Raw genomic sequence first — 22,556 nt, forward strand, 5'->3', positions numbered from 1 at the left:
AGACCTTAGTAAGAAAGAAATACGAAGAAAAAAGTTAGTCAGATTGATGCTTAGGCCTCTGTTCCGGTAATAATTACAAAGTTGAAACTATCACAGATTTAAATGTACTCTTACTATTAAAGTATCGACTGAAAATAACCTTTGGTTAAGGCTTCAATCAGTTAATTCTCGTTAATTAACAGACTCTAATAATGATTATGCAGATGTAAATTAACTTTTCTTATTTTGGGTAAAATTGAACCAACGTTATCTATGAAAGGAATTATTCTCGCTGGCGGAACCGGATCACGGCTTTACCCTTTAACTAAGGTTACGAACAAACACCTGCTTCCGATTGGTGACAAACCCATGATTTATCATCCAATCGAAAAACTTACCCAGGTGGGGATTGAGGAAATTTTGATTGTAACGGGTACTGAGCACATGGGAGATGTGGTAAACTTACTCGGTTCCGGGAAAGATTTCGGCTGCCGGTTTACCTACAAAGTGCAGGATGAAGCCGGTGGAATTGCACAGGCACTGGGTCTGGCAGAGAATTTTGCCGGGGACGAACCGGTGGTGGTCATTCTGGGAGACAATATTTTCGAAAGGTCACTCCAAAAAGCCGTTGATAATTACGATGGCACCGGCGCACAAATCCTTATCAAGGAAGTGCCCGACCCCAAGCGATATGGAGTGGCTGAACTGAAGGGAGAGGAAGTGCTATCTATTGAAGAGAAGCCGGAAGTGCCCAAATCAAATTATGCAGTAACCGGGGTGTATTTTTATGATTCCAAAGTGTTTGATTGTATTCAAAACCTGGAACCATCGGGAAGAGGAGAACTGGAAATCACTGATGTAAACAACTTCTACATTCAAAAAGGCGAAATGAAAAGTTCGGTAATGGAGGGGTGGTGGACCGATGCCGGCACCCCCGAATCGTACCGGGTTGCGAATGAATTGGTAAGGGGATAACCATGCGGATTTTAATTACGGGCGGAAGCGGTCAGCTTGGACGGGAATGGGTAGATTACCTGAACCGCAAGGAAGTTGAATTTATCTCTCTGCCTTCTGCCGACCTGGATATCACCGATCATGATGATACCAACCGGGTGCTTAGTAACCTTCGCCCGGATTTGATCATAAACTGCGCAGCCTATACCAAGGTAGATCAGGCTGAGGATGAGCCGGAAAAAGCCCATCAGGTAAACAGGGAAGCCGTTAAAAATTTGGCCGATTATTGTGCCAAAAAGAATATTAAGCTTGTTCACTTCTCAACGGATTATGTATTTCCCGGAACGGAAGAAGACATGCAAGAGCTTCCCAACGGCTATACTGAAGATCACCCTACAAACCCGGTTAATGCATACGGCGAATCAAAGTTGGCAGGAGAGAAAGCCATCCGGGAAAGCGGTTGTGACTATCTGTTGATCCGGGTTTCGTGGCTGTGTGGTAAATATGGCAGCAACTTTGTGAAAACCATGCTTAAGCTTGCGGAGGATCGGGATGAACTAAAGGTGGTGAATGATCAGTTTGGCTGCCCCACCTTTACCAAAAATGTGGTGGAGAACAGCTGGGAGCTTATCGATCAAAAGGAAAAAGGGATCTTCCACCTGACTTCCACAGGAAAAATAACCTGGTACGACTTTGCTTCAGAAATTTTTAAACAGGCCGGAGTACGCATCAACCTGCAACCGGTGGATAGTTCTGAATTCCCGACCAAGGCAAAACGTCCGGCATTTTCCCTGTTAAGTACAGAAAAAATTGCTAACATCTCGGGCGTTTCCCTGATTGAATGGGAAGAAGGACTAAAACTAATGTTGGCCGAACTCAAAGTATGAAGATTTCAGAAACTCGTATTCCTGCTGTAAAGATTATAGAGCCTCAGGTTTTTGAAGACGACCGGGGGTATTTTTTTGAAGCGTACCGGAAGTCGGAGCTCAAAAAAGCCGGTATCGATGTAGATTTTGTACAGGATAACGTCTCAAAATCCTATAAAAACACCGTTCGCGGGTTACACTATCAAATCCAGAATCCGCAAGATAAACTGGTGCAGTGCCTGAAGGGATCTATCCTGGATGTGGCCGTGGATCTTCGTCAGGATTCGCCCTCCTTTGGTAATTACGTGGCATTCAAGCTCAGCGATGTGAGCAAACGCATGCTGTTTATACCCAAAGGATTTGCCCATGGTTTTTCAGTGCTATCCGACGAAGCTATTGTAGCTTACAAGTGCTCCGACTATTACAACGCAGAGGGAGAGCGGGGGGTCCGGTGGGACGATCCGCTGATTCGGGTGCACTGGGATGTTACCCGTCCGATACTTTCCGAGAAAGACCGTACGCTGCCTCTGTTTTCATCACTCAAAGAAGAAGACCTATTCTGATATGCGCATAATTGTAACGGGAGGAGCCGGTTTCATCGGTTCGAACCTGATTTTACGACTTACCGAAGACCACCCCGACTGGGAAATTTATAACCTTGATAAGCTGACCTATGCTTCCGATCAATCCTACCTGAAGTCGCTAAAAGATTCAGGCAGGTACTACTTTAAGAAAGTGGATTTGGTGAACCGGAATGAGGTTCATGATATAGTACAGACATTTAAGCCTCAGGGTGTTTTCCACCTGGCAGCCGAATCGCATGTGGATAATTCCATCCAGGGCCCCGAGCCTTTTATTCAGTCCAATATCGTAGGCACCTTCAACATACTTGAAGAATGCCGGCTGCTTTGGAAAGATGATGAAGAGGAGTGGAAGAACAACCGTTTTCTGCACGTATCTACCGATGAAGTGTATGGGGAGCTGGAAGATGAAGACGGTTTTTTCACTGAGGAAACTCCTTACGCTCCCAATTCGCCTTATTCTGCTTCCAAAGCCGGAAGCGATATGATCGTCCGCGCCTATTATCATACTTATGGTATGAATGTGGTGACCACCAATTGCTCCAATAATTACGGGCCTCATCAACATGATGAGAAACTGATCCCAGTTGTTATCCGAAGTGCCATCAACCACGAAAAAATACCCGTATATGGAAAAGGGGAGAACGTTCGGGACTGGCTGTTTGTGCATAATCACTGCGATGCCCTGGATGTAGCGTTCAACAAAGGAAAAGCCGGAGAAACCTACACCATCGGCGGAAATAATGAATGGAAAAACATAGACCTGGTTCGAAAAATTTGTGACATCCTGAATGAGGAAGTTGGAAACGGACCGGATGGAGACTATAAAAACCTCATCACCTTTGTAACCGACCGCTTGGGGCACGACTTCCGCTATGCCATTGATGCTTCAAAAATCAAAAACGAATTGGGCTGGGAACCTTCCCAGGATTTTGACGGAATGCTCCGCAAGACAATTTTGTGGTATGTGAAGAAGTATAATTCAAAATGAATAATTAAAAATTTAAAATTGGCACAGATCTGTTCAATTTTAAATTTTTAATCTATAATTCTTAATTCTAAAGCGAATAAAATGAGCGATAGAAACTATTGGTTAATGAAATCAGAACCGGATGATTACAGCATTGATGACCTGAAGAAAGACGGGGAGACCGAGTGGACGGGCGTCAGAAATTATGCAGCCCGGAATTATATGCGTGATGACATGAAGAAAGGAGATGGCGTTCTCTTCTATCACTCCAACATTTCAACACCGGTAATTGTGGGAACGATGGAGGTGTCAAAAGAATCGCATCCCGATCCCCTTCAATTCGATCCCAATTCTAAATACTTCGATGAAAAGAGTACCGAAAGCGAACCCCGTTGGCAGCTGGTTGACGTCAAGTTCGTTCAGAAATTTGATAAAGAAGTAACCCGGGATCAGCTTAAAGAAGACCCCATATTACAAGACATGGAGCTATTTCGCTTAGCACGGCATTCTATTACCCCGGTCCGGGAAGAAGAATGGAAAAGGCTACACGAACTTGCTGAAGCTGAAGTTAAATAAGCTTCATCGGAGAGTTTTAAGTGCTGGGATCATTTTTTGATCTCAGCATTACTTTCCTCGGGGAATGAATTTGTTTTTCGCTCATCTTCCAGCTCTCTCATTTCCTTGATTGTTAATCCATAGCCAATCAGAAATAAGACGGTCGTAAAAATTCCGCAAAATAGTATAACTGTATTACTCATTGGGACTCCTGTATATATTCTTGATATAAATTCCGAAGCCTAAGAGAGAAGGAACCCAGATACCTACAAAAATTCCTGCTTCAGGGTTAGTGGTAAACCATAAATAAATGGATAGCAGCATCGATAGAAATGCTGAACCCAGAATAAAAACATCAGATAATTTCATAATGAATATTGGTTAATGTTCATCCTTCAAATGCATATGCTTTTTCAATCATTCCGTTAAGCGAATTTGGAACTTTCAAATTGAAGTGAAAGTTGTGTTGGTAACTATTTATCAAATGAGATGTGCTTGAGCTGCAGATTAAGATTACCCACACGGGATAATCATCATGGTTTGTGGCCGGGCTTAACATAAACCACAACCAAATCTATTAACCATGAATGATTTAATTAGCGTGTTGGGTAATTCTACCTTCGAAAACTATGTGGCTCTGGAGTCTGGGTTTTCAGAGATGGCTTATCAGATGTCGGCCCATGTTTTAACTCTGGGTTATGCCGTGATGCTGGCCGGTCTTCTATATTTTGTCCTTACTTTGAAGACGGTAAAAGCAAAATTCCGTATTTCATCGGTACTTTCCGTTGTAGTGATGGTTTCTGCTTTTTTACTGCTTTATGTTCAACAACAAAACTGGACCACCGCACTGGTATATAATGCTGACACAGCGCGATATGTATTGGCCCCCGGTGCCGACCTTTTTAATAACGGCTACCGGTATTTAAACTGGCTGATTGATGTGCCAATGCTTCTGTTCCAGATTCTGTTTGTAGTTACTTTGACAACAAGCAGTTTCAGTTCCATTCGAAATGGCTTCTGGTTTTCCGGAGCCGGTATGATTATTACCGGGTACATTGGCCAGTTTTATGAAGTTTCAAATCCTGTTGTGTTCTTTATCTGGGGATTTATATCCACCGTCTTTTTCATCCATATTCTATACCTGATGAACAAAGTAATTAAAGAGGGACAGGAAGGAATACCCGAAAAAGCCAAAGGATATTTAGGCACCATCTGGAAGCTTTTCTTGTTTTCCTGGTTCCTGTATCCCGGCGCGTACCTTATGCCATATCTGTTCAGCTTTGGACTGGAGCCGGCACTAAGTGAAACGGCGGTGGTTGCACGTCATATTACTTATACCATCGCTGATATAAGTTCTAAAGTGATCTATGGAATTCTGCTTACCCTAGCTGCCCAGGAAATGAGTAAAGCTGAAGGTTACGATTATGATACCTTTGACAGAGAGCTTAACAGCCAATAACAAAAGGCTTAAAGCTGACGATTTAAACCCGGTGAGTAGCATTCCCGGGTTTTTTATTATCTGAATTTTCGGTACATGGTTTCAACAATAAAGATATGGGGAAGAGTGAGAACACTAATCAGAATAAAAAGAAGCCCAACCAAAAGATCTTCATCCCCAAACGCTTGCATGATGAAGTAGAGGGCAGCAAGTGCCGCATAAGAAATAAGGCTGAGAAACAAAGTTTTTCTGTAAAACCAGTTCATCGACACACCCAGATCACGATTGTTCAGATAGTTGAGCATCGTTCTAATGTGATTGTATGAGTGCCAGCCTCCGAAATACACAGAGAAAGCAAATATGGGGTCAGCGATGGCAAACAAGGCTGGTACGATTAGCGCATCAAGTAAATAGATTGCGGGCAGTTCATTTCTCTGTAAAAAGCTGAGTACAAATAAATATCCTATAGGGTAGATGGAAGCAAAAGTAAGTGTAAGAACGGGAATTTCAACATAACCGGAAATAAGACTTAAGCTCGAGAAGCCGGTAATGACTTCAACCACTTCTGAGATATAAACCGGGTCGCTTCCATACAAAATGAGACCTACGATCGTCAAACCACGTGAATACAAAAGGATATTCTTGGGTAGAGAAGGCAACTGAAATCGTTCAGCATCGGCCTGACCAAAATGGTAAAGCGTGATCAACAAAAAGATCAGAAAGCTGAAAAGAGGGAACCAAATCCAAAGCATAGCATAAGCAGCCATCAATGCTGTATAGTATCCATAAAACCAGATCCTTTTTTCTGTTTTATTCTTTTCCGGAAAAGAATGGTAGGCTATGATATGATCCAGTGAGCCGTGGGGCATGCCTACAAGAATGATTACAATGCCAAGCACCCAAAAGCGGATGGCCTCGGTAAACTCCGGGAAAAGCAGATCGGTAATAAGAGCTGCAAACCCAAGGGTAACCTGATGAATAGTTTCTTGATTGTACGTTTTACCCAATAGAAAAATGCGTAATTATATATAGGTTACAGAAAACTTTATCTGCTTTTTAACAGTTCCTTTCAGAACAACAATTATGAAAGAATCAAATTTCCGGACAATTGAAGTATAAAAAGTCTCTCATTTCTGTATCTGCTGTATTGCTGCTTAGCTATATAGGCATCTGCGGCTACTTCTACCTGATTCAAAACACTATCATCTTCAGGCCTTCCCAATCTGATATCAGCGACACCTATTCGTATAATTTCCCCTTCGAGGAGCGCTGGTTTGAGCCGGAAGAAGGGGTTCGGATTCACGCCATTCACGCTTTTGCGGATTCGGATTCAGCAGGCGGACTGGTGATTTACCATCACGGAAACCGTGGAAACAACAGAACCAACCCGGCAAAGTTTGAGCTGTTCCTGAATGCCGGCTACGATGTATTGTACCCGGATTACCGCGAATATGGAAAAAGCTCCGGAGAGCTCTGGAATGAAGAAGACCTGGTGGGGGATATGGCTTACGTTTTTGACCAGATGGAGCAGGAGTATAACGAGGAAAACATCATTGTGATGGGCTACTCACTGGGAGCGGGAGTAGCAGCACAAGTGGCTGCTGCTAACGACCCCAAGATGCTGATTATGTGGACGCCATTTTACAGCATGATTGATATGAAGGATGCTCAATTCGCCTTTCTGCCCGACTTTCTGGTACGATTTCCACTACGAACCGATTTGGCCTTGCAAAAAATTGAAGAGCCGGTCTACATCTTTTATGCGGGGGAGGATCAGGTTTTACCTTTAGAAAGGTCTCTCAGGCTTACTGAACATCTAAAAGAAAGAGATAAATATTTTGTGTTGGAAAACCAGGGGCACGGATGGATTTATCGGAATCAGGAACTGCTACGGGTGATGGAGGAGATACTGAATCGGTAGTAACCTGAATTCGGGGAGCAATGAGAATGGCGCGGGATTGAATATTGAACATTCAATAAAGAACATTGAATATTGAATTTTTGGTCTGGTACTACGTCCGGAAAGACATGATTGTAAGGTAAGTCAGAGTTGCAGGGTTGTTATTCCAATAAATCCAGAGGGTCTTCGGCGCTGCCGATAATGGTTTCAAGGGCATCGGTTAGGGTAACCAGCCCAATAATTTTACCTTCTTCTTCTGTAACCAGCGCCAGTTCCTGGTGCTCTTCCTGAAAGCGATCGATGAGCTTACTTACCGGCAGGTCTTTTCCAATCACCATGCGAGGCCAGTCGAAATCATCCAGCTCTTTGCTGCCCTCCAAAAGTGCTTCTGCATTTGCGGTAATTTGCGGCGTGTATAAAATACCGATGAAGTCATCTATGGAATTACCCACCAGCGGATAACGGGTGTGCATATTCCGGTTCAGGGTGGCTAAATTTTCCCGGAATGTTTTCTCCGTACTCATGGTCACTACATCATCTCTGGGGATCATGATGTCTTTTACGGGTATTTGCTCGATATCCAGAGTGTTGATGATTTCCTCCCGGCGCTCCTCATCCATGTCACCGCTTTTCAGCAGCTCTACCATCTCGGCACGGATGTCTTCGGTGGAAGACGATTCCTGCTGCAGCCAACTTCGCTCCATTTCAATGTTGAACAGCCGGAGGGTAGCCTTGGTGATGCGATCTCCTAAAAGCAGAAAAGGATAAATGACATACGTCCACCAATAGAGAGGAGCCGCACAGTACCGGGCAACCGACTTGGCTCGTTCAACCCCGAGATAAGTGGGCGCCTGTTCTCCCCAAATAGTATGCACGAAGTTTATAAACACCACCGACAGAATAATGGAAATGGTGTGGGTAGAAATACTGCCGATGCTTTCAGCCGTAAAGAACAGTTCGATGAGTTGAGTTACAGCAGGCTCCGCTATAACACCCAAAAGTATACTGGTAGTGGTGATCCCAATCTGGCAGGAGGTGAGGTAGATTTCCAGCGTCTTGGTCATTTCCCAGGCCCGGTTCAACCCCGAACTTTCTTCAAGATTGTCCTGCTTATACTGCCTGAGTCGGGTGAGGGCAAATTCGGTAGCTACAAAAAACGCGTTGAGCAACAGCAGGATGACGCCGCTAAGTAAGCGAATGGTAAGCTCCATGAAAGAAGAACAATTTTAGGGTGCTGAAAGAAAATCCAAAAAGGGTGACAATTCCTGTCGCTGTCCTTTATTATTCTGTACCTTCAAAACTTAGAGGAGTTGGAAAGCATTCCTTTGAGTTGCCATAAGTTACAAGTAATAACAGAGTTTAGACATGGATTACATCTTAGCCATAGCAGGAATCATCATTGGGGGAATTGCGGGGTTTGCCATAGCGCATTTTAAATCAAAATCAGAAAGTTCGCGGCTGGAAGAACGCAATCAGAATCTGGATGAACAACTTTCGGAGACGGAAGAAAAATGGGAGCGTGAGGTTCAGGAATTTGAAACTAAGCTCAATAACCTTCAGCATGAAAAAGATGCTGAGCTTACCGAAGAACGAAACCGGGCTAATGAACTTGATAAACAGCTGGCCGAACGAAATGCGGATTATCGCAATCTTCAGGAGCGACTGAACGAGCAAAAAGAAGAGCTGGCCCAGATGCAGGAACAGCTGACTACTCAGTTTGAGAACCTGGCTAATAAAATCCTGGAAGAAAAATCAGAGAAATTCACCAAACAAAACAAAGAACAGATAGATCAGCTACTGAATCCGCTGGGGGAGAAGCTGGAGTCTTTTAAGAAGAAAGTGGAAGAGACATACAACGAGGAAAATCGTCAGCGCGCTACCCTTAAAGAGCAGATTAAACAGATGGCTGAACTCAACAAAACCATGAGTGAAGATGCCAAAAGCCTGACAAAAGCCCTGAAAGGAGATTCCAAAGCTCAGGGTAATTGGGGGGAGGTAATCTTGCAGCGTATCCTCGAAAAGTCTGGTTTGCGAAAAGGGGAAGAGTATTTTGCGGAGCAAAGTGTGACCATGGAAGATGGCAGAAGGCTGCGCCCGGATGTGGTGGTGCGCTTACCGGAGGAGAAATACTTAGTTATTGATTCCAAAGTATCCCTGACGGGCTATGAGCGCTTTAGTTCAACCGAGGATGAAAAGGAACAGGAAAAAGCCTTGAAGGAACACGTCAATTCCATTCGTGCTCACATCAAAGGGTTAAGTGATAAAAATTATCAGCACATTCACGAGGATAAGAGCCCGGATTTTGTGTTGCTGTTTATTCCTATTGAACCGGCATTTGCTCTTGCCCTGCAGCATGACTCTAACATGTATTATGAGGCTTTTGAAAAGAACATTGTGATCGTGAGTCCGTCCACTTTACTGGCTACACTTGCTACCATAGAAAGCATCTGGAAGCGCGAGAAGCAAAGCATGAACGCCCGCGAAATCGCAAGCCGGGGAGGAGAGTTGTTGGATAAATTCACCTTGTTTGTGGAGAGTTTCGAGAAAATCGGAGAACGAATCGGTCAGGCCCAAAAAAGCTACGACAAAGCACTGGGCCGCTTAAGTGAAGGCCGGGGAAGTCTAATTCGACAAGCCGAAATGCTTAAAGAGCTGGGGGCAGAAAACTCCAAAAAACTACCTTCTCATTTAAACAAGGACGATTAAAATAAGAAACAAAATGCTGCCGTTGATGTATCTGTTGTTAAAATTGATACCTTTGGCTCATGGAAAAGCAATCATCCTTTACATCAAAAAGCTGGCGTTGGTACGGTAAGGTGATTGGCGGTGTACTGCTGGGCTGGTCGTTTTGGTTTTGTTTGCTCATTTTTTTGATGCTTTGGGTCAATCCACCGTTTACCGCCTTTACCCTGCAGGAAAACTGGGAAGAACTTGGCAAGGAAAGATACAACCTGCGCGAAAGTTGGGTGCCTGATGAACAACTGCCCAACCATCTGAAATTAGCGGTGATCGCTTCCGAAGATCAGCGATTCAGGGAGCACTGGGCTTAGACATGGCCGCTATCGATAAAGCGCTGGAAGAGAGAGAACGAAGCGGAAGGGTGCGTGGAGCCAGTACCATCACTCAGCAGGTGGCAAAGAACTTGTTTTTGTCTCCGGCTCAAACTTACCTCAGAAAAGCGGTGGAAGCCGGCATTGCGATACTGATCGAACTTTTCTGGGCCAAAGACCGCATCCTGGAAGTCTATCTGAATATCGCTGAATTTGGTCCGGGTATGTTTGGAGTTGAAAAGGCATCCCAATTCTACTACGGCAGATCGGCATCCCAACTCACCCCAAAGCAATCGGCCCGGATGGCGACCGTGTTGCCAAGCCCAAAGCGTATTGAACCGGAGCCCGCTTCAGATTATGTAGTTCAGCGAAGTCAGTGGATACTCAGAAACATGCAACAGCTGAGCGGGATTCGATACCTGCCTAAGCCAAAGCCTGACTCTATGGACACCCTGAAACCGAAACCCGTTTTCCTGGATTCGGTGGACATGAAAGCCATTCAGGATTCGCTGGGAACCTATCTCGATTCCATACTGATGGAAATACAGCTCGACTCTGTAAATAATTGATAAGAAGGCTTAATTATCCACTTCTGTTGCCGATAAAATAGTAGTTGAAGCAGTAATATTATCCAGATATAAGACCTATTATGTCGCACTTTTCTCCTGAAGCCCTTCGGCTTAACGTACTTCATTCTTATGACATCCTGGATACCCCAGAGACAAAAGAATTTGATAACCTGGTGACATTGGCGGCTCAGATTTGTGAAGTACCTATTGCTAAAATCAACTTTATTGATGATAAACGCACATGGTCTAAGGCAAACTACGGTAATGATTTAAAGGAATCTCCCAGAGAATTTCACTTCTGTAATACTACCATACGGAAGGAAGAGTTTATGATAGTTGAGGATGCATCTGTTGATGACCGTTTCAGTCATTTTGATTTTGTTGCAAACGATCCGAAACTACGATTTTACGCTGGGGTGAACATCCGGAGGGACCAACAAAACCTGGGTACTATTTGTGTACTGGGGCAGGAACCCAAGCAGCTTTCGGAGGACCAACTCAATGCGTTGCGAACCTTGGCAAGTGAAATTGAAGCGCGCCTGGAACTCCATAAAAAGAACCGGGAGCTGGAAACCACGGCAGCTTTTCTGGAAGCATCGGTAGATTTGCTGCTGGTGCTCGATCCGGATACACTTCTGGTAGAAAAGGCAAACAGGAACGGGAGTAATCTGCTTTCTGAGCTAAGCGGGCAAGATTTCTTCAAACCTCTTGACGAGTTGTTCCCCGATTCAGCGTTAATTTCAGAGCTGAGGCACTGGATCAAAAACGGCAGCAATGGCTTTGAATCTGAAACTTCTTTGAAAACGGCTGCCGGAGAAGTTTTTCTGGAACTGAATGGAATTCGTAAAGAAGATAAACTGCTGATTACGGCAAAAGATATAACCCGGCGTAAGCAAGCGGAGAGAGAACTTCGAAAAGAGAAATTGTTTAGTGAAAAGATTATACAATCTCTTCCGCTTAACTTTTTTATGTTTGATGAAAATCAGAATCTCATCAAATGGAGCCGTAATCATGCTACTCACGGGTATTCTGACGAGGAATATGCAGAACGAACGCCCTTGGACTTTTTTGAAGGGGATGATCAGCAATCAATTAGAGAATACATAGAGCAGGTTTTTGCGGGTGATAAATCACAGGGGAGTATCGAAGCTGACCTGATTCAAAAAGATGGTAGCAAGAAACCGTTTCTGTTTAATGCGGTTCGTTTTGAACAGGGAGATAAGAAGTATTTGATAGGCACCAGTCAAAGTATAGAAGCGCAACGAAGGTATCAGGAGAAACTGGAAGGGTTATTGGCGGAAAAAGAAGTGCTTTTGGCCGAGGTCCACCACAGGGTTAAGAATAACCTGGCCGTGATATCGGGCTTCCTGCAAATGCAGGAATTTGTGAGTGAGGACGAGTCGGTAAAATCCGCTCTGTTGACCAATCACATGCGGGTTAAATCTATGGCTCTGATTCATGAAGACCTGTACAACGTAAGCAATTTCAACGGTATTCGATTCGATCATTACCTGGCTCAGCTGTTAGAGTTCATTGAGGATAAGAGAAACCCAAAGAATAAATTTATCAAGCTGAAGAAATCAATTGGCCGGGTTGAAATGAATGTAAATCAGGCTGTGCCGCTGGCCTTGATTGTGAATGAACTGGTATCCAATGCCTACGAGTTTGCTTTCGAAGGCCGGGAAAGCGGAACCATTACCGTTGACCTGAAAGCCGAAAATGATACCGTATCCCTTTCAGTAAAAGATAACGGAATCGGTTTACCGGAAGGTTTTGAGCTGGAAAACAGTCCTACGCTGGGTACTACATTGGTACTTTCCTATTCAGAGCAGATTAATTCGAAAATTGATATCAATACTGGAAAAGAGGGAACGGAATACCGGCTTATGTTCAATCACCTGAAAAATCAAAAAGGATCTACGGCGAACGTGCTGGTTTAATGCCGGAAATTAATATTCGAATTTATTCCAGGGCTGGCCGGTAGGCTTGGGAGCTTTAAAGGTCATAATTTCTTTTTGGGTAGGATGCTCCAGTTCCAGCTTAACGGCCCTGAGTGCAATGTCTTTGCCATGGCTTTCTTCCGGATTTCCATATTTATGATCTCCCCACAGCGGTGTTCCTTCCTTGGCAAACTGAACACGAATTTGATGAGGCCGGCCGGTAATTAAATCAACTTCAACCACACTGAAATTGGCGTTTTGTTTTATGGTGATGAATTTCAGTCTCGACTCTTTGGCCTTGCCTTTGGGTGACTTGTAGGCTTTCACGGTATTGGTGCGCTTGTCTTTGTCCAAAAAGTGAACATGCTCTCCGTAAACAGGTGCCATACCGTGGACCAGGGCCCAGTAGGTTTTCTTCATGGTTCGCTTCCTGATTTGATAGGAGAGACGGGAAGCCGCTTTTGATGTTTTTGCAAGCACCATCACTCCGCTAACCGGACGGTCGAGCCGGTGAACCAGCCCCAGATATACATTTCCCGGTTTGTTGTATTCTTTTTTGATGTATGCCTTACAGAGATTCAAAACATCCGGGTCGCCTGTATGGTCTTCCTGAGAAAGAACACCGGCCGGTTTATCAATCACAAGCAAGTGATTGTCTTCAAAAATAATCGGGATGTTAGGGGAGGTTTTGGTCGTTTTCATAGGCCTGAAAACTAAGAATTCTTTCTTCCATTTGGGATTTAATTTAGAGGAGATTATTGGGAAAGAACGAGCCTTCGCAAATCAGAGCACTTAATTCCATCATTCGGCTCACCTGACACAGGCTTTCGATTGTAATTAAATAAGAGCCGGGTGATGGATGATACAGGTAGGGTTTTAAATAAGGAAATGTTGCCCTTCGCTGTCAGCCCCCTTTCTGTCTTTTCCCTTCGCAATGGGAAAGGACTTTTTTTCCTACTTAGTAGTCGGATATAGGAGATCCCGGATCTCCGTTACACTTCATCCGGGATGACGTTGACGAAAAAGAACGTATTCCCCCTCTTAAAACAAGTGAACGGGTGCAACCCTTCGCTGAGGTAGGGGTATAGGTGGTACAGGAATACACTTTCGCAAATCGGTCATTCGATTCATCGACCATTCGCAAATCTACAGTTATGAATCTTATCCTCGAACTTAGTCTTACCAGATTTGCCCTTTAATTCTTGTTACTGTTCATCCAATTCCTGATTATGGCGCATCAAATAGTTGGATAATCATTTAAAGCGGAAGTATGTATAACAATAATGGAAAGCTGAAATCTGAAGTTTATGAATCAGAATTAGCTTCACTGCAAGCTGAACTGGTAAAATTACAGTACTGGATCAAAGAAAAAGGGTTAAAAGTTTGTGTGATTTTTGAAGGGAGAGATGCTGCCGGCAAAGGAGGGGTGATAAAACGAATTATAGAGCCTTTAAATCCCAGGACGGTGCGCATAGTTGCCCTTCAGAAACCCACCGAGAAAGAGCGAAATCAGTGGTATTTTCAGCGGTATATCGATCAGCTTCCTACAGCAGGAGAAATGGTATTGTTTGATCGCAGCTGGTACAATCGGGCCGGGGTTGAGAAGGTGATGGGTTTTTGCACGGATGAAGAGTACAAGGAATTCCTGCGCACCTGCCCCCAGTTCGAAGATATGATTAAGCGCTCGGGGATTATTCTCATCAAATACTGGTTTTCAATCAGCGATAGAGAACAAAAGAAGCGGTTTATCGCCCGAAACCAAGATCCTATGAAAAGATGGAAGCTAAGTCCTATGGATATCGAAGCAAGAAGGCGCTGGGTGGACTATTCCCGGGCTAAGGACAAAATGTTCAAGCATACAGATACGGAAAACTCACCCTGGTACGTAGTAAATGCAGATATTAAACGACATGCCCGCCTGAACTGCATTTCGCATTTACTGAATCAGATTGATTATGAGGATTTAACTCCGGAGCCGATTGAATTTCCAAAGATAAGCAAGCATCCTGAATACGAACGCCCGCCCATTTCAGAGATGAACTGGGTACCCGCGAAGTTTGGGGAAAACCCGGCAGATGATGAGAGGAGCTAAGCAGGTTAAGAATCATCAAAAAACTGTTATCTTTGCTGCATGAGTAATGAAGGACAAGTACAACTCTCTGAAAAAGTAGCCAATCTTCCCACCTCACCGGGAGTCTATATTTACCGGGATTCTTCCGGAACTGAGCTGTATGTGGGCAAGGCCAAGAAGCTTCGAAACCGGGTGAGATCCTATTTTCAGGATTCCCGGCCACAAGATGGCCGCATAAAAACGATGGTATCAAAAATTGATGATATCGAAGTGGTGGTGACGGATTCAGAGGCTGAAGCCCTCATTCTGGAGAATAACCTCATAAAGCAGTACCAGCCACGATACAACATCATGTATCGGGATGATAAGTCGTACCCCTACATTTGCATCACCGATGATTCCAAGCCCCGTGTATTCCCCACTCGCACGGTGGTAAAAGATGGCAGCAAGTACTACGGTCCTTATGATAGTGTTGGCGCCATGAAGCGGATGCTGGAAACCATTCGGAAGGCTTTTGGGCTTTGCACCTGTGCCGTTTCACAAAAAAACATTGACAAAACTAAAGGGGTGCCGAAGTGGCATTCCTGCTTCGATGATTATTTGCAAAACTGCTCCGGCGATTGGGATGATGAAGTATATCAGGCCACCATCCACAAAGTGGACCGGATGCTGAACGGACAAACTGACCAGCTAATCAGGGAGCTGAAAGATGAGATGCAGATTGCTTCCGATGCCCTGGAATTTGAGCAGGCCGCTCAGCTCCGTGATAGCCTGGAGGCTGTTAAACGCTACAGCCAGAAAATGAAAATGGTGGTCTCTAAGAAAGTGGACCGGGACGTGTTTGCCATCGGCAAGAACGAGGAAATCGGAGAAGCATGCGGGGTGTTGTTTAAGATCAGGGAAGGGAAAATGATCGGGAAATTTCACCGCTTCCTGAAGAATATTGAGGGTCTGGCTATGGGCGAAATGTTGCAATCGTTCGTGGAAGATTATTATACCGGTCAGTACACAGCAGCCATCCCTGACGAGGTTTACCTGAGCCACGAAATGCAGGAAGTGGAACCGCTGGAGCAGTATTTGCATCAGGAAAGAGGAAAGATTGTGCCGGTGCATGTCCCACAGATTGGAGAGAAAAAACAACTGATCAAAATGGCGCTGGCCAACGCCAAACTTCATTTAAACGAACGGGCTCTGGAGAAAGAGAAAGCCGAACGAAACCGGATTCCACATGCGGTTAAAGAGTTGAAAGAACATCTGAAATTGGACCGGCTTCCCCGAAGAATTGAGTGTTTTGATAACTCTAACCTGCAGGGCACTGATCCGGTTGCCTCCATGGTTTGCTTTGTGGATGCAAGGCCCCGCAAAAGCGAGTACAAGCGCTTCAACATAAAAACTGTGGAAGGCCCTGATGATTTTGCTTCGATGAAGGAGGTGCTGACCCGGCGCTATTCCAGGGTTCAAAAAGAAGGCCAGCATATCCCGGATCTTATTATTGTGGATGGTGGAAAGGGTCAGCTGAGTTCTGCCGTGGAGGCTCTTAAAGAAATCGATTTTTACGGTGAGTGTGAGATCATAGGTTTAGCTAAGCGGCTGGAAGAAGTATTTCTGCCGGGAATGTCGGATCCGATTATGATTCCCAAAAAATCTTCGGCCCTTAAATTATTACAGCAGGCCCGGGATGAGGCCCACCGGTTTGCCATCACCTTTCACCGCAAAAAAAGAAGCAAGCGAACCGTTAAAACCGAGCTGTTGGATATTGACGGAGTAGGAGAGAAGACCGCCCAGAAACTGCTCATGGAATTTGGGTCGGTTAAGAAAATCAAGAAAGCAAAAAAAGAAGAATTACAGTTTAATCTCGGTAAGGTGTTGGGTGAAAAAGTGTACAACTATTTTAATAAGTAGCTCGTCCTATCCTTGTAATGTGAGCTTTGAGTAACATTAACATGTTATATGAATCCCGTGCGTAGCATATTAACATAGCCACAGCACCGGAGGAAAGGACTCTGGTACGAAACGCTCTTTTAAAGCAGATGGTTATTGGAACAAACGGTCAGAGTTTCAGTGTACCCGCTCAGAGCATAACCCAAAAAACAGGGTGTATTATTATGAAATTGATTAACAGACATGTTGAGAAACCCAACTACAAAAATTTAAAAGACAGAGAGCTGGTAAAAAAATTCAGAAGAGATGCAGATGAGTCGGCTTTTAATGAATTGATGAACCGGCATCAGCAGAAGATTTATTCCTATATCTACAGCATGGTGATGAACCCCGAAATCGCCAACGATCTGTTTCAAACTACCTTCACCAAAGTCATCACCAAGATGGATGATACCTACAACGAGCAGGGTAAATGGATTGCCTGGGTGATGCGTATTGCACATAATGCAACGATTGATTATCTAAGAAAACAAAAACGATACATCGACGTTAGTGGATGGAGCGACGAGGACTCTAACACCGATTACTTTGATCGGATGGAAGATGAAAGCGTTGTGGACGCAGATGAGCAATTGGTTGAAACTGAGACCCGGGCCAGCCTGATGAAACACATCGCTAAACTTCCCGAAGAGCAACGTTCGGTTGTTTTGCTAAGGCACTATTACGAAATGCCTTTTAAAGAAATTGCAGAACTGACCGATGTATCTATTAATACGGCATTAGGTCGTATGCGATACGCGCTCATTAACCTTCGAAAATATTTTGAAGAAGAACGAGAAGAAGAGCAAAAGCATGCACACGGATGAAAATAAAGCTATTCGTTATCTGATGAAGGAAATGGATCCTTCGGAGGAAATGGAGTTTGAAAAGCTAATGCGGGAGGATGAAGACCTGCTGATCGAAGTTGAAAGTCTGAGAGCTACCAAAAGAAGGCTCTCGGGCCTTCCTCTCAAAACCCCTCCCCAAAAACTAACTCAAAAAATAACGGATGACGCAAAACAGCTACAATCAGATTCACTAAAAAAATCTAAAAACATCACCTTCTTCCTTAAAAGGGGGATAGCAGCTGCAATATTGTTAGCCGCATTCACCGGAGGTGGATACTATTTCTATACCGGAGAAGCAGTTACCTTTCCTGCAACAGCTTCTGACAGCCAGACCATAGAACCTTGGGTTGACAGGAATGAAATTCTTCGGTTTTCGGGAGACCAGCCGGTGAGTCAGTCCGCATCGCTGAAAAGTGATATGGATAAGAGCTACGACAAGCTAGAGCTGGTAAACGACCTGAACGGCAGCAGCAACGCCGGAAGCGGAATTTTACTGACCGGTTCATCTAATTAAATGCAAGGCAGCCAAAAGGTTGCCTGCTCAATGTGGAAAACTTTCCCTTAATATGTGCATAAGTATTTTTGTATAGCAGTGCACCTCGCTTTATATTAGATTTTGTCAATAAAGTATATCAAGCATAAAGCAGGTTTTTAATGGGAAAAGTCATTTCAATTGCCAATCAGAAAGGTGGAGTCGGAAAAACAACCACGGCAATTAATTTAGCTGCAAGTTTAGCCGCCGTAGAGCATCCTACCTTGGTTATTGATATCGATCCGCAGAGTAACACCACCAGTGGGCTTGGTATTGATACGAAGACGGTGACTAACTCGGTATACGAAATCATGATTGGCAGTACTGATATTGAAGATACAATCCGGCAAACGGAATTGGATTTTCTGGATTTAGTGCCCTCTCATATTAACCTGGTGGGTGCCGAAATTGAGATGATTGACCGGGAAGAGCGGGAGCGCATCCTGAAGAAAGCGATCGAAAGCGTTCGCGATAAATATGATTTTGTCATTATTGATTGTCCGCCTTCATTAGGTTTGTTGACGATTAATGCTTTAACGGCTTCCAATTCCATCGTGATTCCCGTTCAGTGCGAGTATTTTGCATTGGAAGGATTAGGTCAGCTTTTAAATACCATCAAAATTGTACGCCAGCACCTGAACCCCGATTTAGACATCGAGGGAGTTCTGCTGACGATGTACGACACCCGAACAAGGCTTTCGAACCAGGTTGCAGATGAGGTTAAACGTTACTTTGACGACCGGGTTTTTAAAGCCGTGATAGCACGAAATATCCGGCTGGCCGAGGCTCCGAGTTTTGGGAAGCCGGCTCTGTTATACGACTCCACAAGTGTGGGAGCCAAGAACTACCTTGCGCTGGCACGAGAAATCATCAAGAGAAATAAGAAACTATTTAAGAACAGCCCGGTTCTTACTGATTAAGACAGAATTTTAGATTATGGCTACCAAAAAAGTTTTAGGCCGAGGATTAGGCGCTTTTTTTCCTGAATACCAGGAAGAAGGCAAAGAAACGGAAAAGAAGGAAGGTGTTGAAAAAAGCATCGTAAAACCGGAAGACCGCGTTAATATCGTTCTTTTTGTTCCGGTCGATCACATCCGGAAGAATCCACATCAGCCGCGCAAAGAGTTTGATGAGGAAAAACTGGATGAACTGGGTGCTTCTATTAAAGAGCACGGCTTAATTCAGCCTATAACCGTTCGGTATATCGGGGAAAAACGATTTGAGCTCATTAGTGGTGAACGCCGTTTACGTGCTGCTAAACTGGCCGGGTTGAAGGAAATTCCCGCTTTCATCAGAGAAGCAGATGATGAGCAAAGCATGGCTTTTGCCCTGATTGAAAATATTCAGAGGGAAGAGTTGAATCCGCTGGAGGTAGCTTTGGGATATAAGCGGCTGCTGGAAGAATTTGACTATACACAGGCCGAAGTGGCCGACCGAGTAGGGAAAAACCGAACAACGGTTACAAATATGTTACGCCTGCTGAACCTGCCTGCTTTCATACAGTCTGCCTTGAAGTCAAATCAGATTTCGATGGGCCATGCCCGGGCTTTAATTACCATTGAAGATGAAGAAGTTCAGCAGAAGATACTCAAAAAGGTAATTGACAAAGGACTTTCGGTAAGGCAGATTGAAGAAGCGGTGCGTGATGTGATGAACCCGTCAACATCGAAAAAGAAATCTTCATCCAAAAAAGAAACATCCAATCCTTTTTATGATGAAATTTCAACTCGCTTGCGACGTACATTCAGTACCAAGGTAAATGTACAACCCAAGAAAAAGGGGGGAGAAATCAGGATTGAATATTATTCCGATGATGACCTTGAACGAATACTGGGTATTTTTGACTCGATCGATTAGCCTGATTTTTCTTATAGGATTGATCCTCGGTGGACAGAGTTTTGCCCAAAGTTTTAGTTCTTACCAAAAATTTGTTCCCCAACATTATTCGTTGAAACAGTCCTTTTCCGACTCAGCAACCGACCAAAATGAATACCCGGAACCTAAGATGGTTCTGCGGAGGTCCCTGATGATTCCCGGCTGGGGACAGGTAACCAATAAGCAGGCATGGAAAGTACCAATTGTGTATGGTTTGTTGGGTGGGCTTACTTACTACAGCATTTATCTGCACAATAATTATAATGACTACCGGGCGGCATATTACAATTTAAACCCGGACACGCCGGATGATAACCGGTTTGGCCCCACACCGGGGTACATTTCTCCAAATTCAAACCTGAGTTCGCTGAGAGAAACCCGGAACTTTTATCGAAATCGCAGGGATTTAGTGTATGTATTTATTGGATTATCATATGCGCTTAACGCAATTGATGCCTACGTTTTTGCACATTTGCGTCCTTTTGATGTATCAGATGACCTGTCGATGAATGCAAGGCTGAAACCGGGGGTACTGGCAGTTCGCAATACAGAGCCGGTACCTGTACTTTCATTGTCCATTAATTTTTAGATGATTACTTATATGAGTGAAGAACAAAGAGAATTTCAAAAAAAGAGCCAGGCGAACGGGTACGACCGTGACATCTGGAGTGTATTTAAAATTATGGGCGAACTTGTGGAGGGCTACGATAAGCTTTTCCAGATAGGCCCTTGCATTTCTATTTTCGGTTCTGCCCGAACCAAATCCGAAAATGAGTATTATCAACTTGCGGTAGAAACGGCGGATAAAATTACCCAGAAAGGTTTCGGTGTAATTACAGGGGGAGGGCCGGGCATCATGGAAGCCGCAAATAAAGGAGCCGAAGTAGGGAAAGGAAAATCAGTTGGGCTGGGAATTAACCTGCCCTTTGAGCAGGGCATAAACCAACATGTGGACCCGGACTTCAGCATCAACTTTAACTACTTTTTTGTACGAAAGGTGATGTTCGTGAAATACGCACAGGGCTTTATTGTATTCCCCGGTGGATTTGGAACCCTTGATGAATTGTTCGAAAGTCTTACACTTATCCAAACCCGCAAGATCGATCAGATTCCGATTGTTCTTTTTGGCAGCGAGTATTGGTCTGGTTTGGTTGACTGGATGGAGAAAACAATGAAAGAGTGGGGTACCATTTCTGATAAGGATACCGACCTGTTTCATGTCACAGATTCAACCGATGAGGCGGTAAAAATAATCTGCGATTTTTACAGCAAAAAAGAGCCTATGCCAAACTTTTACTTTTAATTGGGAACATGACGGTGCTTTGATAAGTTTTATATATACTAATTCATTAGAAAGGCAGTTATAATTTTAATTTCAGCGTCATTTTTTATTAAATTCGGCGCTGCAACTAACGATCACAAATAAAATAGATATGAAGGTTTTTAAAAGAAGTTCAATAGCGATTGTTTTGGCTTTGATGGCAACTACAGTTTTTGCTCAAACTAAAACAGATGCTGTGAAGGCTTACAATGCAGGATATGAAGAAGCCAAATCAGGCAATTATGAAGCTGCTATTGCATCGTACACACAGGCACTGACTATTGCAAGACAACTTGGTCCAGAAGGTGAAGACATTGTGGACAGAGTTGAGCAGCAAATTCCTGCTGCATATTTCAACAAGGCCAGAAGCCAGTATCAGGAGTATCAAAAGAGTAAAAGTCTGGAAGCTTTAGATGCTACCATTGAGGCGTTCCGGGAAGTTGTTGATGTTGGTGAGGAATACAATGACGACCGTGTTACACCAATCGCCAAGCGAAATATTCCGGTTCTGTTATACCAAAAATCTGTAACGCTTTATTCTAACGACGAGCTGGAAAAAGCTAACGAGGCTGTTGAAAAAGCAATAAAAGAAAATTCAAATTATGCGGTAGCTTACTACCAAAAGGCGAAAATCATCAAGAAGCAGAATGATACCGATGGAGATGGTATTATTGACCAAAATGTTGATGAACTGCTTAACTGGTACGACCAAGCTATTGCCAAGGCAGAGGCAACCAACAACTCAGACATTGCTGAGAAAGCCCGAGAAGCTGCCCACGATGAACTGCTTGCTGTTGGAACTCGTCAATCAGAAGCCGGTGACACCAAAACGGCTATGGAAACATTAAACAGAGCTCTCAACTACGACGATGAGTCAGCTGATGTGTATTACCGACTTGCCGAAGCCAGCAACAAAGCAGGAAGTTATGAGCAGGCTGTAGAGTATGCCACAACAGCTTTAGATCATGAAAGTGGTGGTAAAACCGATAAGGCAAAAATCTACTTTGAGTTGGGATATGCCCACCAAACATTAGGTAATAAATCAGTAGCCTGCGACGCATTCACCAATGCTTTATATGGTTCATTCAAATCACCGGCTCAGCATAAAATGGAATATGAGCTTAAGTGTGAAACTGCTCGTTAAGAGTTTTCGAACTTAAAATATTAACCACGCTGTAATAATCAGC

The 22,556-nt window shown here is 44.0% G+C and carries 24 protein-coding genes; 20 read left to right on the forward strand and 4 right to left on the reverse strand.

The window, feature by feature from the left end; genetic code table 11:
- Nucleotides 1–252 precede the first annotated feature (252 nt).
- The 5 genes from JJ941_RS03395 (at nt 253) to JJ941_RS03415 (ending at nt 3,926) form a co-directional block, all read left to right on the forward strand.
- Nucleotides 253–954 carry a sugar phosphate nucleotidyltransferase gene (locus tag JJ941_RS03395; RefSeq protein WP_290962278.1) on the forward strand — a complete coding sequence of 234 codons (702 nt, stop codon included), beginning with the start codon at nt 253–255 and terminating at the stop codon, nt 952–954.
- A gap of 2 nt (nt 955–956) precedes the next feature.
- Nucleotides 957–1,820 carry a dTDP-4-dehydrorhamnose reductase gene (gene rfbD, locus JJ941_RS03400; RefSeq protein ID WP_290962279.1) on the forward strand — a complete coding sequence of 288 codons (864 nt, stop codon included), beginning with the start codon at nt 957–959 and terminating at the stop codon, nt 1,818–1,820.
- The gene (rfbC, locus tag JJ941_RS03405; RefSeq protein ID WP_290962280.1) at nt 1,817–2,362 is read left to right on the forward strand and encodes a dTDP-4-dehydrorhamnose 3,5-epimerase; all 546 of its coding nucleotides are present in this window, start codon (nt 1,817–1,819) and stop codon (nt 2,360–2,362) included. Before rfbD ends, rfbC begins: the two co-directional genes overlap by 4 nt.
- 1 nt (nt 2,363) lies before the next feature.
- Nucleotides 2,364–3,371, forward strand: a complete 1,008-nt coding sequence (gene rfbB / locus JJ941_RS03410) for a dTDP-glucose 4,6-dehydratase (RefSeq protein WP_290962281.1) — start codon at nt 2,364–2,366, stop codon at nt 3,369–3,371.
- 81 nt (nt 3,372–3,452) lie between these two features.
- Nucleotides 3,453–3,926, forward strand: a complete 474-nt coding sequence (locus tag JJ941_RS03415) for an EVE domain-containing protein (RefSeq protein ID WP_290962282.1) — start codon at nt 3,453–3,455, stop codon at nt 3,924–3,926.
- Nucleotides 3,927–3,955: 29 nt separating this feature from the next.
- On the opposite strand, the gene JJ941_RS03420 is transcribed toward JJ941_RS03415, so the two are convergent.
- On the reverse strand, nt 3,956–4,108 hold the full coding sequence (locus tag JJ941_RS03420; protein WP_290962283.1) for a hypothetical protein: 153 nt from the start codon (nt 4,106–4,108) through the stop codon (nt 3,956–3,958).
- Between the two features lie 380 nt (nt 4,109–4,488).
- Between JJ941_RS03420 and JJ941_RS03425 the strand changes: the two genes are divergently transcribed.
- A complete protein-coding gene (locus JJ941_RS03425) occupies nt 4,489–5,364 on the forward strand; it encodes a bacteriorhodopsin (protein WP_290962284.1) in 876 nt (291 codons plus the stop codon).
- A gap of 56 nt (nt 5,365–5,420) precedes the next feature.
- Here the strand turns inward: JJ941_RS03425 and JJ941_RS03430 are convergent, their stop codons facing one another.
- Nucleotides 5,421–6,350, reverse strand: a complete 930-nt coding sequence (locus tag JJ941_RS03430) for a Brp/Blh family beta-carotene 15,15'-dioxygenase (protein ID WP_290962285.1) — start codon at nt 6,348–6,350, stop codon at nt 5,421–5,423.
- Between the two features lie 101 nt (nt 6,351–6,451).
- Between JJ941_RS03430 and JJ941_RS03435 the strand changes: the two genes are divergently transcribed.
- Nucleotides 6,452–7,264, forward strand: a complete 813-nt coding sequence (locus JJ941_RS03435) for an alpha/beta fold hydrolase (protein WP_290962286.1) — start codon at nt 6,452–6,454, stop codon at nt 7,262–7,264.
- A gap of 140 nt (nt 7,265–7,404) precedes the next feature.
- Here JJ941_RS03435 and JJ941_RS03440 read toward each other — a convergent pair whose 3' ends face one another.
- Nucleotides 7,405–8,454: a hemolysin family protein gene (locus JJ941_RS03440; RefSeq protein WP_290962287.1), complete on the reverse strand. Its 1,050-nt coding sequence runs from the start codon at nt 8,452–8,454 to the stop codon at nt 7,405–7,407.
- Between the two features lie 154 nt (nt 8,455–8,608).
- Between JJ941_RS03440 and rmuC the strand changes: the two genes are divergently transcribed.
- From rmuC to JJ941_RS03455, 4 genes are all read left to right on the forward strand, one after another.
- Nucleotides 8,609–9,949, forward strand: coding sequence for a DNA recombination protein RmuC (gene rmuC, locus JJ941_RS03445; protein WP_290962288.1), 1,341 nt, complete (start codon nt 8,609–8,611; stop codon nt 9,947–9,949).
- Between the two features lie 59 nt (nt 9,950–10,008).
- Nucleotides 10,009–10,293: a hypothetical protein gene (locus JJ941_RS15280; protein WP_366069222.1), complete on the forward strand. Its 285-nt coding sequence runs from the start codon at nt 10,009–10,011 to the stop codon at nt 10,291–10,293.
- Between the two features lie 2 nt (nt 10,294–10,295).
- A complete protein-coding gene (locus JJ941_RS03450; protein WP_366069223.1) occupies nt 10,296–10,862 on the forward strand; it encodes a transglycosylase domain-containing protein in 567 nt (188 codons plus the stop codon).
- 80 nt (nt 10,863–10,942) lie between these two features.
- Complete coding sequence (locus tag JJ941_RS03455) at nt 10,943–12,802, forward strand: histidine kinase dimerization/phosphoacceptor domain -containing protein (protein ID WP_290962289.1); 1,860 nt, start codon at nt 10,943–10,945, stop codon at nt 12,800–12,802.
- 9 nt (nt 12,803–12,811) lie between these two features.
- Here the strand turns inward: JJ941_RS03455 and JJ941_RS03460 are convergent, their stop codons facing one another.
- Nucleotides 12,812–13,504, reverse strand: a complete 693-nt coding sequence (locus JJ941_RS03460; protein WP_290962290.1) for a pseudouridine synthase — start codon at nt 13,502–13,504, stop codon at nt 12,812–12,814.
- Between the two features lie 568 nt (nt 13,505–14,072).
- Here JJ941_RS03460 and ppk2 point away from each other — a divergent pair.
- The 9 genes from ppk2 to JJ941_RS03505 all read left to right on the forward strand — a co-directional run bounded on the left by ppk2 (nt 14,073) and on the right by JJ941_RS03505 (nt 22,513).
- Complete coding sequence (gene ppk2, locus JJ941_RS03465; RefSeq protein WP_290962291.1) at nt 14,073–14,894, forward strand: polyphosphate kinase 2; 822 nt, start codon at nt 14,073–14,075, stop codon at nt 14,892–14,894.
- A gap of 39 nt (nt 14,895–14,933) precedes the next feature.
- A complete protein-coding gene (uvrC, locus tag JJ941_RS03470; protein WP_290962292.1) occupies nt 14,934–16,775 on the forward strand; it encodes an excinuclease ABC subunit UvrC in 1,842 nt (613 codons plus the stop codon).
- Between the two features lie 203 nt (nt 16,776–16,978).
- Nucleotides 16,979–17,620, forward strand: a complete 642-nt coding sequence (locus JJ941_RS03475) for a sigma-70 family RNA polymerase sigma factor (protein ID WP_255131784.1) — start codon at nt 16,979–16,981, stop codon at nt 17,618–17,620.
- Nucleotides 17,607–18,155 (forward strand): hypothetical protein, encoded by a 549-nt coding sequence (locus JJ941_RS03480; protein WP_290962293.1) that lies wholly within the window; start codon nt 17,607–17,609, stop codon nt 18,153–18,155. Before JJ941_RS03475 ends, JJ941_RS03480 begins: the two co-directional genes overlap by 14 nt.
- Before the next feature lie 140 nt (nt 18,156–18,295).
- Nucleotides 18,296–19,093, forward strand: a complete 798-nt coding sequence (locus JJ941_RS03485) for an AAA family ATPase (protein WP_255131781.1) — start codon at nt 18,296–18,298, stop codon at nt 19,091–19,093.
- A 16-nt stretch (nt 19,094–19,109) separates the two neighbouring features.
- Complete coding sequence (locus JJ941_RS03490; RefSeq protein WP_290962294.1) at nt 19,110–20,030, forward strand: ParB/RepB/Spo0J family partition protein; 921 nt, start codon at nt 19,110–19,112, stop codon at nt 20,028–20,030.
- Between the two features lie 91 nt (nt 20,031–20,121).
- Nucleotides 20,122–20,637 carry a DUF5683 domain-containing protein gene (locus JJ941_RS03495; RefSeq protein ID WP_290962295.1) on the forward strand — a complete coding sequence of 172 codons (516 nt, stop codon included), beginning with the start codon at nt 20,122–20,124 and terminating at the stop codon, nt 20,635–20,637.
- Between the two features lie 12 nt (nt 20,638–20,649).
- The gene (locus tag JJ941_RS03500) at nt 20,650–21,351 is read left to right on the forward strand and encodes a TIGR00730 family Rossman fold protein (RefSeq protein ID WP_290962296.1); all 702 of its coding nucleotides are present in this window, start codon (nt 20,650–20,652) and stop codon (nt 21,349–21,351) included.
- A 130-nt stretch (nt 21,352–21,481) separates the two neighbouring features.
- Nucleotides 21,482–22,513, forward strand: a complete 1,032-nt coding sequence (locus JJ941_RS03505; RefSeq protein WP_290962297.1) for a tetratricopeptide repeat protein — start codon at nt 21,482–21,484, stop codon at nt 22,511–22,513.
- The last annotated feature ends 43 nt before the right edge of the window (nt 22,514–22,556 follow it).

The sequence above is a fragment of the Gracilimonas sp. genome, from assembly GCF_017641085.1.
Taxonomy (GTDB): domain Bacteria; phylum Bacteroidota; class Rhodothermia; order Balneolales; family Balneolaceae; genus Gracilimonas.